Origin of the sequence: Pseudomonas sp. Z3-6 (assembly GCF_051131985.1) — a bacterium.
GTDB classification, from domain to species: Bacteria; Pseudomonadota; Gammaproteobacteria; order Pseudomonadales; family Pseudomonadaceae; genus Aquipseudomonas; species Aquipseudomonas zanjanensis.
The window spans coordinates 1,520,714-1,535,848 of the sequence record NZ_CP071644.1 but is presented as its reverse complement, the minus strand read 5'-3'; the positions used below and the strand labels follow the sequence as shown (position 1 = coordinate 1,535,848).

Genomic DNA, 15,135 nt, shown 5'->3' with positions numbered 1-15,135 from the left:
TCGGGTCTGCTTCGCAGCCCAGCGGGAGCAAGCTCCCTCGCCACAAAGGGCAGCCGGGCGCGGTATTTAATTTTTCAATACCAGCAGCCAGTTTTCAGTTTGCCCATCGCAAGATGCCCTGGCCTAAATGAAGCTTTATCCAGCCAAGGCCCTGTCATGGAAAACGTTCGAACCTCAAGCACCCATGCCGTCTGGCTAATGGTCAGCATCGTGTGGGTGGCGCTGAACCTGCGGCCTTCGATGGCCGCCGTCGGGCCGCTGTTATCCGCCATTCGCGGGGAGGTCCCGCTGAGCTTCAGCACCGCTTCGCTGTTGACCATGTTGCCGGTCATGGCGATGGGCCTGGCGATGTTCCTGGGCATGCGCATCGCCCTGCGCATCGGCGAGCACCGCACCATCGTGCTGTCGCTGTTGATCATCGGTATCGCCACCGCATCGCGCTTGTATCTGGACAGCGCCGCCGAACTGATCGTCAGCGCGGTGTTGGCCGGGCTCGGCATCGCGTTGATCCAGGCGGTGATGCCGGCCCTGATCAAGTCGCGCTACACCGACAACGTCTCGCTGTTCATGGGTTTGTATGTCACGTCGATCATGGGCGGGGCGGCGCTTGCCGCATCGTTTTCGCCGTTTGTCCTGTCGCAAACTGGCAGCTGGCGCATCGGCCTGGCGATCTGGGCACTGTTGGCATTGATCGCACTGGGTTGCTGGTACGCCCAGCGTGCAGCCGTGCCCCCGTTGCCCGGAGCGCCTGTCCGGCAGCAAGCGTCATTCTTCAGCAATTCCCGAGCTTGGCTGCTGGCGATTTTCTTCGGCCTGGGCACCGCCTCCTACACCTGTGTACTGGCCTGGCTGGCCCCGTACTATGTGGAGAAGGGCTGGAGCGAACAACATGCAGGCCTGCTGTTGGGGTTCCTCACGGCCATGGAAGTGCTGTCCGGCCTCGTCACTCCGGCGATTGCCAACCGCAGCCGGGATAAACGCTGGGTCCTCACCGGGCTCCTGGCCCTGATCATCGGCGGCTTCTGCGGCCTGATCCTCAGCCCGGAACGTTTCAGCCTGTTGTGGCCCTGCCTGTTGGGCCTGGGCATCGGCGGCCTGTTCCCAATGAGCTTGATCGTCTCCCTCGACCACTTGGATAACCCGCGACGGGCCGGTGGCCTGACCGCGTTCGTGCAAGGCATTGGCTACCTGATCGCCGGGCTCTCGCCATTGATTGCCGGGGTGATTCGCGATCAGTCGGGCAGCTTCGAATGGGCCTGGTGGTCACTCACTGCCGTCATGGCGTTGATGCTCCTGATGGTCCTGCGCTTCGATCCCAAGCAATACGCGCGGCATATAGACTAGTGGCCTGTACGGTTAATTCGAGTACTCAAATTCGAGTGTCAGGGCTTGCCAGGCAAGGCGCCATGACGAGTCGTAGCCCGCTACGGCGAGGAATGGCAACGCAGGCTGGCAAGTTCTGGCGCCGAAGTTGAGTGCACGAATTAGCCACACAGGCCACTAGACAGCGCCTGTCGTAAGCCCTGCACCTGACTGAAAGATAAAAGCCCCGGGCTCCTGTATAAATGGAGGACTTTCGCCAGGACAAAGAGAGACGCAGGGATGACGCCGAGAATAGCTGATGCTGGTCAGTAACCTGCTCAGAAAGCTGGACATGCAAGACCTGATGGTTTTTGTAGCGGTGTACGAACAAGGCAGCGTCACCCAGGTCGCCGAGGCCCTATGCGTCAGCCAGTCAACCGTGAGCTACTGCCTGAGGAAACTGCGCACCAGTTTCCAAGACGAGCTGTTCATCAGTACCCGCTCCGGCATGCGCCCCACTCATAAAGCCACCGCCATGTACGGCCAGATACTGGGGGTTCTCCAGGCGATCAATCAATGCCATTCCGGTTTCCAGACATTCGATCCGAATCAGGAAGAAATCACCTTCAACCTCTGTGCGCCGGAATACTTTGAACTGCTGATCCTGCCCAAATTGGTCAAACGCTTCATCGGCAAGCGCTTTGCGGTGGTCATCAACACGACGAAATTTCATCGGGATATACCGGTTGATGCACTGCGGGACGATCGCTTCGATCTTGTCGTCTGTTTCGGGCCACACTTCCATGGCGACGTCATAGGCCTGCGCTCGCAGGTGCTGCTCGAAGACGAGTTGGTGTGCGTGCTCGATAAAAATTTCCCAGGGCCGCAAGAAGACTTCAGCCTGGAAGCGTTCGCCGCCCGCCAGCACGTGTTTCCAACACCGTGGACGTCTGACACCAACATGATCGATGGCTGGCTCGCCCGACAGGGTTATAGCCGCAAGATAGTCGCAAGAGCCAACAGCTACGTAGCAGCGTTGAACCTGATCGCTGGAACCGACTTCCTCCTGACATTGCCTCGGCGTATCCAGGCATTGATTTGCGATCAAGCACGATTCGGCGAACACCCGCCACCCACGGGCTTACCGAACTTTACCCTGGAGATGGTATGGAGCGAGAAAGCGAGCCAGGACAGCGCCAACATCTGGCTTCGCGAGCAGATCATGCAAGTATGCGCCGAGGAGGGCCTGCTCTGAGCCCCACTTCGGTGGGTGCAATGCCGTTCACTTAAGAACAATGATGACCCTGTGGCGAGGGAGCTTGCTCCCGCTCGGCTGCGAAGCAGTCGTAAACCGGCGGGTGCGGTGTCTGATACGCCGCACTTGGCAGGTTCTGGGGCCGCTTCGCGGCCCAGCGGGAGCAAGCTCCCTCGCCACGGGTTTGCCGATTGCCTTAAGTGAACAGCATTGACTTCAGAGGGTGGGCTTTTTCATGGGCAAAAAAAAATCCGGAAATCCTCACTTTCGTGGGCCTTCCAGACTTTTAAAACAGCAAAAAATGGTGGGTCGTGTGGGATTCGAACCTACGACCAATTGGTTAAAAGCCAACTGCTCTACCAACTGAGCTAACGACCCGCTGTGTGGTGGCGCGTATAATACTGATTTCTAAGGACTATTCAACACTTAATTTGAAATAAATCAAAAATAACGGGTTGGATCGCTCACACCCGCCGCCGCAAAGCCTTCTGCACGCAGGCGGCAGCTGTCGCATTTGCCACAAGCGCGGCCCTGATCGTCGGCCTGATAGCAGGAAACGGTGAGTCCGTAGTCCACGCCAAGCTTCACGCCCGCCTTGACGATGTCGGCCTTGCTCAGATTCTGCAACGGCGCCTGGATGCGGAAACCCTGCCCTTCCACGCCGGCCTTGGTGGCCAGGTTGGCCATGCGTTCGAACGCTTCGACGAACTCCGGGCGGCAGTCCGGGTAGCCGGAGTAATCCACGGCATTGACGCCAATGAAAATGTCGCGGGCGCCCAGCACTTCCGCCCAGCCCAGCGCCAATGACAGGAACACCGTGTTACGCGCCGGCACATAGGTCACCGGAATGCCTTCACTTGGTGCCTCGGGCACGTCGATGGAGCTGTCGGTCAGGGCCGAACCGCCGATACCGTTGAGGTTCAGGCCGATGACTTTGTGTTCCACTGCGCCCAAGTCCCGGGCCACCCGCTCGGCGGCGTGCAGCTCGGCGCGGTGGCGCTGGCCATAGTCGAAACTCATGGTGTAGCAGCGATAACCCTCGGCACGGGCCATGGCCACGACCGTGGCCGAATCCAGGCCACCGGACAACAGGATAACCGCACGTTTTTCAGCCATGTTCGTATATTCAGTCATCTCAGCGCCCCGGCTCGTCGTTCCAAAGATATTTATGCAGCTGCAATTGCAGGCGCACCGGCAAGTTATCCGCCACCACCCAATCCGCCAGATCCCGGGCGCTCAAATCGTGATGACTCGGCGATAGCAACACTTCGCCAGCCCGCTGATCGAGCCCGTACTGGATCAACTTGGACACGGCCCAGTCGTAATCCTCTCGCGAACAGATCACGAACTTGACCTGGTCGTTGGGCGTCAGCAGTTCGATATTTTCGTAACGGTTGCGATGCGCTTCCTTGGAGCCTGGGGTTTTCAGGTCCACGACGCGACTGACGCGCGGGTCGACGGCCGAGATATCCAGGGCGCCGCTGGTTTCCAGCGAAACCTCGTAACCGGCATCGCACAATCGCTTGAGCAAGGGGATGGCGTTGGGTTGCGCCAAGGGCTCGCCGCCCGTGACACAGACATAACGCGGACGATAACTGGCCACTTGCTCCAGGATATCGTCGAGGGATCGCACGGTGCCGCCGCTGAAGGCGTAGGCGCTGTCACAGTATTGGCAACGCAACGGACAACCGGTGAGGCGCACGAATACCGTGGGCAGCCCAGCCGTTCGCGTTTCACCCTGCAACGAGTAAAAAACTTCGGTGATTCTCAATGTGTCTTGCATAGTCGCCACGGGCGTAACAGCTAAACAGGCTGTCCGCCTCCGTCAGGCACTTCAAGGAACCCCGCCAACGCGCAGATCCCAAAAAGCGTGTTTCAGAAAAAGGGCGTGAATTCTAACGAAAAAACCCGCGACAGGCGCGGGTTTCTTCAAAACAGCTCAAGCCGGCTTACATGCGTTGCAGATCACGCTGGGCCAACTGGGCGGCGGATGTCCCCGGGTACTGGGCCACCACCTGCTGCAGAATGCCTTTCACCTTGTCGGTGTGACCAAGGCGGCGCTCTACGTCAGCCAGCTTGTACAGCGAATCCGGCACCTTGGCGTGCTTGGGATACAGTTGCGACACCTTGGCGAACGCCTGGCCGGCACCTTGCAGGTCGCCCTTGGCCAGGTTCACTTCGCCCAGCCAGTATTGGGCATTGCCCGCGTACTGGCTGTTTGGGTATTTGCGCAGGAAAGCGGCAAAGGCCTGGCTGGCCTTGTCGAAATCCTTGGCCTTGATCAGGTCGAAGGCAGCATCGTAATAGAGCTTTTCCTTCGCCGGATCAGCCGGTTCGCCACCGGCGGCAGGTGCTGCCGGAGCGGCTGCCCCCGCGCCTGCGGCTGCACCGGGGGCGTTCAAGTCGCCACCGGCAGGAGAATTCTCAGGAGTCGCGGCAGGTGCAACGCCGGTTCCTATGCGCCGATCAAGATCCTGGTATCGCTCCAGGTTTTCCTGCTTCATGCGCGAGATATCATTTTGCAGTTCTTCGATCACACCTTGTTGGCGCGAGATCTGATCCTGCATTTGCTGCAGTTGGTTGAACAGCTGGCCCTGTGCCGAGACAGGGGTCGAAACCCCTCCCCCGGCATAGGCGCCGTTCGTACCGTAACCTGCAGGCGGATAGCTGCTCCCGCTATTGTTATAGCCGGCATCGTTATCGACCACAGGAACCGCAGCCCACGCCGCAAGCGGCGCGAGGCTGAGAGCTAGAACAGTTACAGCACGACGGCACGTTCGCATGACGAATTACTTACGCAGTTCGACGCGACGGTTTTGAGCCCAGGACTGCTCGTCGTTGCCGGTAGCAACTGGACGCTCTTCGCCGTAGGAAACCAGTTCCAGCTGAGCTGGGGAAACACCTTGCAGTACCAGGTAGCGTTGAACGGCTTTCGCACGACGCTCGCCCAGTGCCATGTTGTACTCACGAGTACCACGTTCGTCGGTGTTGCCTTCCAGAACAACGCGAGCGCCGTTCGACTTCAGGTCTTTGGCGTGAACGTCCAGAGCGCGCATGGCTTCTGGCTTCAGGTCCGAGCTGTCGTATTCGAAGTAGAAGGTGGTGATTGCGCGCAGAGCAGCTTCTTCGCTCAGGGAGCCGTCAACTGCACCGGTGTTAGCGCCGTAACCAGCGTTTGGATCAACAGCGCCTTCACCGGCATTGTCGCCGCCTTTGGACGAGCAACCTACAGCTACAGCCATGGCCAGAGCCAGCGCAGCAAATTTACCAAACTTCAGCATTTCCATCGTGAAACTCCTAATGAACCCCAGTGTGTTAAGTAAAACGTATTGCGCCGCGTCAGTTCAGGTAAGGGGACCAGGACGGTTCTCTGACTTCGCCTTGAGCGGTAGGAAGCGGGAGCCTCACGCGTCCATTAATGGACACGAGCATCAAGACTCCCCGGCCCTGCTGGCGGGTGGCGTAGATTACCATGGTGCCGTTGGGCGCAACAGTAGGTGACTCGTCCAGAGTGCTATCAGTGAGGATTTTTACGCTACCGCGCTGCAAATCCTGGGCCGCCACCTTGAAATTGGTGAAACCATCCTGGCGATGGATCATCACCAGGGTCTTTTCGTCCGCCGACAGTTTAGGGTTGGCGTTGTAGTTACCGACGAAGGTTACGCGTTCGGCACCGCCGCCACCGGCGCTGGTCTTGTAGATTTGTGGCTTGCCGCCGCGGTCGGAGGTGAAGTAGATGGTCGAGCCATCCTTGCCCCAGAACGGTTCGGTGTTGATGCCCGGGCCGTTGGTGACGCGGGAGATCGAACGCGAAGCCAGGTTCATCACGTAGACGTCCGGGTTACCGTCCTTGGACAGCACGAACGCCAGGCGCGAACCGTCCGGCGACCAGGCTGGCGCGCCGTTCAGGCCTTCGAAGTTGGTGATCTGCTCACGACGACCGGTGTCGATGTGCTGCACGAAAATGCGCGGACGCTTCTGTTCGAACGAGACATAGGCGATGCGCTTGCCATCGGGGGCGAAGCGCGGCGACAGGATCGGCTCGCGCGATTGCAACAGGGTCACCGCACGCGCGCCGTCGTAGTCGGAACGCTGCAGGGTGTAGCGGGTGTTGTTCTCGGAGAAGCGCTCGGCCGTCACATAGAGCATGCGCGTGGAGAACGCGCCCTTGATGCCGGTGAGTTTTTCGAACGACTGGTCGGCGATGTAGTGCGACATGTCGCGCAACTGGTCGACGCTGCCCGACACGCTGCCGGTCAGCACTTGCTGCTCGGTGGCGACGTTGAACAGGGCGTACTGCACCTGCAGGCGACCGCCGGCCGGAACGATGCTGCCGACCATGATGTACTGGGCGCCCAGGGCCTTCCAGTCACGGTAGATGACTTCGCTGGCCTGGGTTGGCAGGCTGATCATGTTCTGCTTCGGAATCGGCGCGTAGTAACCCGAGTTGCGCAGGTCGTTGCCGATGATTTCCGCCATGTCGTCCGGCAGCACGTTACCGCCCTGCCAGCCGAACGGTACGACGGCGATCGGGGTGGCCCGGTCGCTGCCGCTGGTGACCAGGATGTTCTTTTCCTCTGCTACCGCTATCCCTGCCAGGCAGCAGATAACGACCAGCATTGATCGAAGAAGGTTTCTCACAAGGCTAGATCCTCAGGTGTGAATGTCATCTTGAATGAACGATAGGGAGCAAAGTCGCTCGGCTTCATTCCTTGCATTTCCGTCAAACGCCCAATGTTCTTGACCGCTGCGACCGCCGAAGCGTCGAACGGACCGTCACCACTGGACTTGGCGACGCTGACCGAGGTAACCGTACCGTCGGGCAACATGCCGATTTGCAATACTACCGTCATGCCTTTGCGCGCCGAAGGTGGACGAGCCCAGCCTTCCGCCGCTCGGGCGCGAATCAGATCATCGTAGCTGCCGGCGACTTCATCGCCCTGCTCATCGGCCAAGGCCTGCTGGCGCTCCGGCGTGTCGGAAAGCAAATCTGCCAAGGCCTGGGCCTTTTTGTCTTCGGCGGATTTACGCGCTGCGTCCTGGGCCTTTTTCTTGGCGGCGTCGGCGGCGGCTTTCTTCTTCGCGTCTTCGGCGACTTTCTTTTTCGCCTCTTCAGCTTCAGCTTTCTTCTTGGCGTCTTCGGCCGCTTTTTTCTTGGCGTCCTCGACGATCTTTTTCTTCGCTTCTTCAGCGGCCGCTTTCTTGGCCTCTTCTTCAGCGGCTTTCTTGGCTTCTTCTTCGGCTTTCTTCTTGGCTATATCAGCCAATTGTTTCTCTTCTGCCTTTTTGGCCTCGGCGGTTTTCTTCGCTTCGTCGGCTTTCTTGGCTTCGTCAGCCTTTTTCGCCTCGTCCGCTTTCTTCGCCTCATCGGCCTTCTTGGCTTCCTCGGCCTTTTGAGCCGCTTCCTCTTTCTTTTGTTCCGCGGCCTTTATCGCTTCCTGCTCGACCTTCTTCTGCTCCATTTGCTCGACTTCGGTCTGGCGCGCGGCGGATTTCTTCGCCTCACCGGCAAGCTTCTGGTTGGTCTGCGTAGTGGCCTGGCTTTTCGACTTGAGCTGGTACAACGTCGCCTGCACGATCGGCTTGGCCGGCGGTAGCTCCGGAGTCATGGCAAAACTGACGAACAGCATGCCGAACACCAGCACATGCAGGCCGATGGCCAGGACACTGGGCCAGAAGTAGCTTTCCGAGGCGGACGGCTCTCGCTGTTGCTGCATCAGGGGGCCTCGGTGATCAAGCCAACATTACCGACCCCGGCTTTCTGCAGCCCGCCCATGGCGCCCATCACGGCACCGTAGTCGACAGTCTTGTCGCCGCGAATGAAGACCTGGGTACGCTTGCCGTTGCCGTTACCGGCGTTAATGATCTTTGTCACCGCGTCGGTCATCTGCGGCAAGGTCATGGCCCGGTCCTGCTGCTTCTCGGTATCCACTTCGCTGCCAAGGTTCCAGTAATAGGTCTTGTCAGCCTTGATCGAAATGGTCAATACCTGGGTGTTGTTGTCCTGCGGCAAGGCTTCGCTGGAAACCTTGGGCAGATCGACCTTCACGCCCTGATTGAGCATGGGCGCGGTCACCATGAAGATGACCAGCAGCACCAACATCACGTCGATGTAGGGCACCACGTTCATCTCGGCAACCGGCTTGCGCTTTTTTCGGGCTCGAGCGATTAAAGCCATTGGGAAATACCTGCTTATTCTTCGCTGGTGTGCACTTTGCGGTGCAGGATCGCCTGGAATTCATCGGCGAAGGTGTAGTAACGGCTGGTCAGCGTTTCGCTGCGGGCAGCGAAGCGGTTGTAGGCGATAACGGCCGGGATCGCCGCGAACAGGCCGATGGCGGTGGCGATCAGTGCCTCGGCAATACCTGGGGCCACGGTGGCCAGGGTCGCTTGCTGGGCGGATGCCAGGCCACGGAAGGAGTTCATGATCCCCCACACGGTACCGAACAGGCCGATGTACGGGCTGACCGAACCGACGGTCGCCAGGAACGGCAGGCCCTGTTCGAGTTTCTCTTCTTCGCGGGAGATGGCGACGCGCATGGCACGGGCCACGCCTTCCATGACCGCTTCAGGATCCACACCGGGCTGCTGGCGCAGGCGGGAGAATTCCTTGAAACCGGCGCGGAAGATCTGCTCGACGCCCGAATCCGGGTCCGGGTTGCTGCCGGCCTGGCGGTACAGCTTGGACAGGTCGATGCCGGACCAGAAGCGCTCTTCGAAGCTCTCCAGGGCACGGCGACCGGCGCGCAGCATGTTGCTGCGCTGAAAGATCATGATCCATGAGGTCACCGATGCGGCTACCAGGGTCAGCATTACCAGTTGCACCACGACGCTGGCATTGCTGACCAGGCTCCACATGGAGGAATGGTCGACGACGTTAGCTTCCACGCTTTATCTCCTGCTCTGAGTGTGTACCCGCGCCGCTCACGCCGGCAAAGGCCGCGCGTAGAGCTTCGGGAATGGCCCGGGGTTTCAAACTATGGGTGCGCACACAGGCCACCAAAAACTGCCCTTCGCAGAGCAGCACGTTATCCGTAGCCCGCCTGACCTGCTGCTTGAAGCGCAGGCTGACACGGTTCAATTCGATGACATCGGCACTTACCATCAGCTCGTCGTCCAGTCGCGCCGGCGCGTGGTAGCGCGCTTCGCTGGAATGCACGACGAATAACAGGTCCTCCCCTGCCAGCGCGGATTGGGCAAAACCCAGTTCCCGCAGCCGTTCGGTTCGAGCCCGTTCCATAAACTTGAGGTAATTGACGTAGTAGACGATGCCGCCAGCATCGGTGTCCTCGTAATAAACGCGACAGCGATGTGCGAACGACTCCAGCCCGTTTTGCGCGCGCATACTCTAGTGCTTACTCCTCAGGTTGCCAATCGGCCAGGCAACTGTTTTTTCATTCTCGAACGCATTGACGCTCCAGGCGTCGTCTGGGACAGCACGAACTGGAAAAAAGTCGGCATTCGGAGCTCGTTCAATCGTCCACGGCATCGAGGAATTCGTCTACCACCGGCATCTCGCCCATTCGTGTCGGGATGTTTAAGCCAAAATGCAGGTAGGCATGGCGGGTCACCACGCGCCCGCGTGGGGTGCGCATGATGTAGCCCTGCTGGATCAGGTAAGGCTCCAACACATCCTCAATGGTGTGGCGTTCTTCGCTGATGGCCGCCGCCAGGCTGTCCACGCCCACCGGGCCACCGTCAAACTTCTCGATCATGGTCAGCAGCAGGCGCCGGTCCTGGTGGTCGAAACCCCGCTCGTCGATGTCCAGCAGGTTCAACGCCAGGTCGGCAATCGGCTTGGTGATGTGGCCCTTGGCCCGGACTTCGGCAAAATCCCGCACCCGACGCAGCAGGCGGTTGGCGATCCGCGGCGTACCCCGGGCACGCCGGGCAATTTCATAGGCCCCGTCGGGGTCCAGTGGTAACCCGAGGATGCCCGCCGAGCGGCTGACGATCGTCGCCAGGTCGGCGTTGTTATAGAACTCCAGGCGCTGGACGATACCGAAACGGTCCCGCAGCGGGTTGGTCAGCATGCCGGCGCGGGTGGTGGCGCCCACCAGGGTGAACGGCGGCAGGTCGAGCTTGATGGAGCGCGCCGCCGGCCCTTCGCCGATCATGATGTCGAGCTGGAAGTCTTCCATGGCCGGGTACAGCACTTCTTCGACGATCGGCGACAACCGATGGATTTCGTCGATGAACAACACGTCATGAGGCTCAAGGTTGGTCAACAGCGCCGCCAGGTCGCCCGGCCGCTCGAGCACCGGCCCCGATGTGCTCTTGATCGAGACGCCCATTTCCTGGGCAATGATATTGGCCAGGGTGGTCTTGCCCAGGCCCGGCGGGCCGAAGATCAGGGTGTGGTCCAGCGATTCGCTGCGCCCACGGGCGGCCTGGATGAACAGCTCCATCTGCTCGCGCACGGTCGGCTGGCCGATGTAGTCGGCCAGGCTGACAGGACGAATCGCGCGATCCTGGATTTCCTCGCGGTCACGGGGCGCGCCCGTGGCGGCGATCAGACGGTCAGCTTCAATCACTTAAATCATTCCCTTCAGGGCACGGCGAATCATGTCTTCAGTGCTCAGGCCTTTTTCCTTGATGGCGGAAATCGCCTTGCTGGCTTCCTGAGGCTTGTAGCCCAGGGAGATCAGCGCGGTGACCGCATCGTTTTCAGCGCTGACCGCTGGCACTGGCGCATCCGGCTGGTTCGGCACCAGGGCGAACATGGCCGGCACCGCCTCCCAGGCCTTGAAGCGGCCCTTGAGCTCGACCAGCAGGCGCTCCGCGGTTTTCTTGCCCACCCCCGGCACCTTGGTCAGGGCCGAGGTGTCCTGGGACTGCACGCAACGCACCAGTTCATCGACTTCCAGACTCGACATCAAGGCCAGGGCCAGTTTCGGACCGACGCCATTGAGACGGATCAGCTCGCGGAAAAAATCCCGCTCACGCTTGCCGACGAAACCATAGAGTAACTGCGCATCCTCGCGCACGACCAAATGGGTGTGCAGGGTCAGCGGCTCGCCGACCGACGGCAAGCGATACAGCGTGGTCATGGGCACTTCCAGCTCATAGCCCAGGCCGTTTACATCCAGAATCAGGTGCGGCGGCTGTTTTTCAGCCAGGGTGCCGCGCAAGCGTCCAATCACGTTTCAGATCCTTGGGCGTTGGCCAGCCCCCAGGCTGGCGAGTAACAACACGAGCATTCAGGCCGACGATACAGGCGCAACGGGCTCGGGTTCATGAATGAAGCGCTGATGCTATCAGAGACGCAGGCGCCCGCCACGACTGCGTGCGGTTCCCAGGCCATGGGGCAACAGACTGGAACGGGTGTGGGCATGGCAAATGGCGATGGCCAGGGCGTCGGATGCATCGATCTGTGGCTTACTGACCAGCTTCAACAGGTGCATCACCATCATTTGCACCTGTTCCTTGTTCGCCGCTCCAGTGCCGACGACCGCCTGCTTGACCTGGGTCGCGGTGTACTCGGCGATCTCCAGGTTTTCCTCGGCGCCCGCCACAATGGCCGCCCCCCGGGCCTGCCCCAGCTTCAGGGCCGAATCGGCGTTGCGCGCCATGAAGACCCGCTCGATGCCCATGGTCACCGGGCCGTAGGTCTGGATGACTTCGCGCACGCCGCGATAAACGATCTGCAAGCGCTCGTGCAGCTCACCCGCCCCGGTGCGGATGCAACCAGAGGCGACGTACACGCAGCCGCGCCCGGTATCGCGAACCACACCGTAGCCGGTGATGCGCGAACCAGGATCGATACCAAGGATTAAAGTCATAACGCCTGCGGTTTGAAGAGGGATACCTGGACCTGTGGGAGCGGGCTTGCTCGCGAAGGCGGTGTGTCATTCAACATTTTTGTTGTCTGACACACCGCCTTCGCGAGCAAGCCCGCTCCCACCCTGGTACTCATGCTATCGGATAAGAGAATATCAACCGAGCTGTTCAGCCACCGACTCCGGAATATCAGCGTTGGAATAAACGTTCTGCACGTCATCCAGGTCTTCCAGCATGTCGATCAGCTTGAGTACCTTTTCGGCCCCTTCCAGGTCCAGTTCGGCGCTGGTGGTCGGCTGCATGACGATTTCCGCGTCGGCAGGCTTGAAGCCGGCGGCTTCCAAGGCGTTGCGCACGGCATAGAAGCTGGCGAACGAAGTGAACACGTCGAACGAGCCGTCTTCATGGCTGACCACGTCATCGGCGTCGGCCTCCAGGGCCGCCTCCGTCAGGGCATCCTCATCGAGGCCCGGGACGAAGCTGATCTGCCCCTTGCGTTCGAACAGATAGGCCACCGAGCCATCGGTGCCTAGGTTGCCACCGCATTTGCTGAATGCATGACGCACGGCGGCGGCGGTACGGTTGCGGTTGTCGGTCATGCATTCGACCATCACCGCCACGCCGCCCGGGCCGTAACCTTCGTAGGTCAGCTCTTCAACGTTATCCGCCTCGGTTGCACCGGCGCCACGGGCAATGGCCCGGTCGATGATGTCGCGGCTCATGTTGGCACCCAAGGCCTTGTCCAGGGCCAGGCGCAGGCGCGGGTTGGAACCCGGGTCGCCGCCACCCTGGCGGGCCGCGACCGTCAGCTCACGGATCCACTTGGTGAAGATCTTGCCTCTCTTGGCATCCTGACGTTCTTTGCGGTGCTTGATGTTCGCCCACTTGGAATGACCTGCCATAACTCGCTCCGTTTCTTTTTGGAACATTGCCCGCCCTGCGCGTGCGCAGTGGCCGACAATCAGAAATATCGACGCCAATGAAAAGGCGCATCCGAAGATGCGCCCTCTCAGGTGCCAGCCTTACTCAGCCTTTGGCTGTTCCCGCAGGCGGATGTGCAACTCGCGCAACGCCTTGGCGTCCACCACGCCCGGCGCCTGGGTCATGACATCGGCCGCGCTCTGGGTTTTCGGGAACGCGATCACTTCACGGATCGACTGGGCGCCGGTCATCAGCATCACCAGGCGATCCAGGCCGAAGGCCAGGCCACCGTGGGGCGGTGCACCAAACTTCAGGGCGTCCAGCAGGAAGCCGAACTTCTCTTCCTGTTCAGCTTCATCGATACCCAACAGACGGAACACCGCCTGTTGCATTTCCTTGCGATGGATACGGATCGAACCGCCACCCAGCTCGGTGCCGTTCAGGACCATGTCGTAGGCGCGCGACAACGCGGTGGCCGGGTTGGCCTCCAGCTCTTGCGGCGAGCACTTCGGCGCAGTGAACGGGTGGTGCAGCGCGGAGAAACTGCCGTCGTCGTTTTCTTCGAACATCGGGAAATCAACGACCCACATAGGGGCCCACTCGCAAGTCAGCAGCTTCAGGTCGTGGCCCAGCTTGATGCGCAGCGCACCCAGGGCTTCGCTGACGATCTTGGCCTTGTCGGCGCCGAAGAAGACGATGTCACCGTCAACCGCACCGACGCGATCGAGGATCACGTTGAGATTGTCTTGCGGGATGTTTTTCACGATCGGCGATTGCAAGCCATCGACACCGGCGGCACGCTCGTTGACCTTGATGTACGCCAGGCCCTTGGCACCGTAGATGCCGACGAACTTGGTGTAGTCGTCGATCTGCTTGCGCGGCATGCTGGCGCCGCCTGGAACACGCAGGGCCGCGATACGGCATTTCGGGTCGTTGGCCGGGCCGCTGAACACCTTGAATTCGACTTCCTTGAGCTGGTCGGCCACGTCCACCAGTTCCAGCGGGTTACGCAGGTCCGGCTTGTCGGAACCGTAGCGACGCATGGCCTCTTCGAAGGTCATGTGCGGGAACTCGCCGAACTCCAGGCCCAGCACTTCCTTGAACAGGTTGCGGATCATGCCCTCGGTCAGGCCCATGATGTCTTTTTCGTCGAGGAAGCTGGTCTCGATGTCGATCTGAGTGAACTCAGGCTGACGGTCGGCACGCAGGTCTTCGTCGCGGAAGCACTTGGCGATCTGGTAGTAGCGATCGAACCCAGCCACCATCAGCAGTTGCTTGAACAGCTGTGGCGATTGCGGCAAGGCGAAGAAGCTGCCGGGGTGGGTACGGCTCGGCACCAGGTAGTCGCGGGCGCCTTCCGGCGTGGCGCGAGTCAGGATCGGCGTCTCGACGTCGAGGAAGCCGTTCTCGTCCAGGTAACGACGGATGCTGGTGGTCATGCGCGAACGCAGGCGCAGCTTCTCGGCCATTTCCGGGCGACGCAGGTCGATGAAGCGGTAGCGTAGGCGGGTTTCCTCGCCCACGTCGGAGTATTCGTTGAGCGGGAACGGCGGGGTTTCCGCTTCGTTGAGCACTTCCAGCTCGTAGCCCAGCACTTCGATCATGCCCGACGCCATGTTGGCGTTGCCGGCGCCGGCCGGGCGCAGGCGCACCTTGCCGGTGATCTTGACGACGTATTCGCTGCGCACGCGGTCGGCGGTGGCGAAGGTTTCAGCGCGGTCCGGATCGAACACCACCTGGGCCAGGCCTTCACGATCACGGATATCGAGGAAAATCACCCCGCCATGGTCACGGCGACGATGGACCCATCCGCAAAGAGTAACTTCCTGACCTTCCAGGCTTTCGTTCAGTTGGCCGCAATAATGGCTGCGCATCAT

The 15,135-nt window shown here is 60.4% G+C and carries 16 protein-coding genes and 1 tRNA gene; 2 read left to right on the top strand and 15 right to left on the bottom strand.

Annotated elements, in window-relative coordinates; genetic code table 11:
- The first annotated feature begins 156 nt into the window (after window positions 1-156).
- Together J3P88_RS06970 and J3P88_RS06965 are read left to right on the top strand one after the other, a co-directional pair.
- Window positions 157-1,344: a cyanate transporter gene (locus tag J3P88_RS06970; RefSeq protein WP_434574518.1), complete on the top strand. Its 1,188-nt coding sequence runs from the start codon at window positions 157-159 to the stop codon at window positions 1,342-1,344.
- A 277-nt stretch (window positions 1,345-1,621) separates the two neighbouring features.
- Window positions 1,622-2,557 carry a LysR family transcriptional regulator gene (locus tag J3P88_RS06965; protein ID WP_434574517.1) on the top strand — a complete coding sequence of 312 codons (936 nt, stop codon included), beginning with the start codon at window positions 1,622-1,624 and terminating at the stop codon, window positions 2,555-2,557.
- A 302-nt stretch (window positions 2,558-2,859) separates the two neighbouring features.
- On the opposite strand, the gene J3P88_RS06960 is transcribed toward J3P88_RS06965, so the two are convergent.
- The 15 genes from J3P88_RS06960 to aspS form a co-directional block, all read right to left on the bottom strand.
- A tRNA-Lys gene (locus J3P88_RS06960) sits at window positions 2,860-2,935 on the bottom strand.
- A 63-nt stretch (window positions 2,936-2,998) separates the two neighbouring features.
- Window positions 2,999-3,673, bottom strand: coding sequence for a 7-cyano-7-deazaguanine synthase QueC (gene queC, locus J3P88_RS06955; protein WP_163006903.1), 675 nt, complete (start codon window positions 3,671-3,673; stop codon window positions 2,999-3,001).
- 19 nt (window positions 3,674-3,692) lie between these two features.
- A complete protein-coding gene (queE, locus tag J3P88_RS06950) occupies window positions 3,693-4,340 on the bottom strand; it encodes a 7-carboxy-7-deazaguanine synthase QueE (RefSeq protein ID WP_434574516.1) in 648 nt (215 codons plus the stop codon).
- Window positions 4,341-4,506: 166 nt separating this feature from the next.
- On the bottom strand, window positions 4,507-5,340 hold the full coding sequence (ybgF, locus tag J3P88_RS06945; protein WP_434574515.1) for a tol-pal system protein YbgF: 834 nt from the start codon (window positions 5,338-5,340) through the stop codon (window positions 4,507-4,509).
- Window positions 5,341-5,346: 6 nt separating this feature from the next.
- Window positions 5,347-5,844, bottom strand: coding sequence for a peptidoglycan-associated lipoprotein Pal (gene pal / locus J3P88_RS06940; protein ID WP_003205029.1), 498 nt, complete (start codon window positions 5,842-5,844; stop codon window positions 5,347-5,349).
- Window positions 5,845-5,896: 52 nt separating this feature from the next.
- Window positions 5,897-7,198 (bottom strand): Tol-Pal system beta propeller repeat protein TolB, encoded by a 1,302-nt coding sequence (tolB, locus tag J3P88_RS06935; protein WP_434574514.1) that lies wholly within the window; start codon window positions 7,196-7,198, stop codon window positions 5,897-5,899.
- On the bottom strand, window positions 7,195-8,274 hold the full coding sequence (tolA, locus tag J3P88_RS06930) for a cell envelope integrity protein TolA (protein WP_003205033.1): 1,080 nt from the start codon (window positions 8,272-8,274) through the stop codon (window positions 7,195-7,197). Before tolA ends, tolB begins: the two co-directional genes overlap by 4 nt.
- The gene (gene tolR, locus J3P88_RS06925; RefSeq protein ID WP_172681749.1) at window positions 8,274-8,726 is read right to left on the bottom strand and encodes a protein TolR; all 453 of its coding nucleotides are present in this window, start codon (window positions 8,724-8,726) and stop codon (window positions 8,274-8,276) included. Before tolR ends, tolA begins: the two co-directional genes overlap by 1 nt.
- 23 nt (window positions 8,727-8,749) lie before the next feature.
- A complete protein-coding gene (gene tolQ, locus J3P88_RS06920) occupies window positions 8,750-9,445 on the bottom strand; it encodes a protein TolQ (RefSeq protein WP_030140798.1) in 696 nt (231 codons plus the stop codon).
- The gene (ybgC, locus tag J3P88_RS06915; RefSeq protein WP_186706354.1) at window positions 9,435-9,902 is read right to left on the bottom strand and encodes a tol-pal system-associated acyl-CoA thioesterase; all 468 of its coding nucleotides are present in this window, start codon (window positions 9,900-9,902) and stop codon (window positions 9,435-9,437) included. The genes tolQ and ybgC overlap by 11 nt, the downstream gene beginning before the upstream one ends.
- A gap of 127 nt (window positions 9,903-10,029) precedes the next feature.
- On the bottom strand, window positions 10,030-11,091 hold the full coding sequence (gene ruvB, locus J3P88_RS06910; RefSeq protein ID WP_003178599.1) for a Holliday junction branch migration DNA helicase RuvB: 1,062 nt from the start codon (window positions 11,089-11,091) through the stop codon (window positions 10,030-10,032).
- A complete protein-coding gene (gene ruvA / locus J3P88_RS06905) occupies window positions 11,092-11,700 on the bottom strand; it encodes a Holliday junction branch migration protein RuvA (protein ID WP_434574513.1) in 609 nt (202 codons plus the stop codon).
- A 114-nt stretch (window positions 11,701-11,814) separates the two neighbouring features.
- Window positions 11,815-12,339, bottom strand: a complete 525-nt coding sequence (ruvC, locus tag J3P88_RS06900; RefSeq protein ID WP_014339919.1) for a crossover junction endodeoxyribonuclease RuvC — start codon at window positions 12,337-12,339, stop codon at window positions 11,815-11,817.
- A gap of 153 nt (window positions 12,340-12,492) precedes the next feature.
- Complete coding sequence (locus tag J3P88_RS06895; RefSeq protein ID WP_434574512.1) at window positions 12,493-13,239, bottom strand: YebC/PmpR family DNA-binding transcriptional regulator; 747 nt, start codon at window positions 13,237-13,239, stop codon at window positions 12,493-12,495.
- A gap of 120 nt (window positions 13,240-13,359) precedes the next feature.
- Window positions 13,360-15,135: an aspartate--tRNA ligase gene (gene aspS / locus J3P88_RS06890; RefSeq protein ID WP_411385476.1), complete on the bottom strand. Its 1,776-nt coding sequence runs from the start codon at window positions 15,133-15,135 to the stop codon at window positions 13,360-13,362.

Coding starts and splice junctions, on each gene's coding strand:
- queC (WP_163006903.1), bottom strand. CDS start 3,673: ATGGCTGAAAAACGTGCGGTTATCCTGTTGTCCGGTGGCCTGGATTCG.
- ybgC (WP_186706354.1), bottom strand. CDS start 9,902: ATGCGCGCGCAAAACGGGCTGGAGTCGTTCGCACATCGCTGTCGCGTT.
- J3P88_RS06895 (WP_434574512.1), bottom strand. CDS start 13,239: ATGGCAGGTCATTCCAAGTGGGCGAACATCAAGCACCGCAAAGAACGT.
- pal (WP_003205029.1), bottom strand. CDS start 5,844: ATGGAAATGCTGAAGTTTGGTAAATTTGCTGCGCTGGCTCTGGCCATG.
- tolA (WP_003205033.1), bottom strand. CDS start 8,274: ATGCAGCAACAGCGAGAGCCGTCCGCCTCGGAAAGCTACTTCTGGCCC.
- aspS (WP_411385476.1), bottom strand. CDS start 15,135: ATGATGCGCAGCCATTATTGCGGCCAACTGAACGAAAGCCTGGAAGGT.
- J3P88_RS06970 (WP_434574518.1), top strand. CDS start 157: ATGGAAAACGTTCGAACCTCAAGCACCCATGCCGTCTGGCTAATGGTC.
- queE (WP_434574516.1), bottom strand. CDS start 4,340: ATGCAAGACACATTGAGAATCACCGAAGTTTTTTACTCGTTGCAGGGT.
- ruvC (WP_014339919.1), bottom strand. CDS start 12,339: ATGACTTTAATCCTTGGTATCGATCCTGGTTCGCGCATCACCGGCTAC.
- ybgF (WP_434574515.1), bottom strand. CDS start 5,340: ATGCGAACGTGCCGTCGTGCTGTAACTGTTCTAGCTCTCAGCCTCGCG.
- J3P88_RS06965 (WP_434574517.1), top strand. CDS start 1,622: ATGCTGGTCAGTAACCTGCTCAGAAAGCTGGACATGCAAGACCTGATG.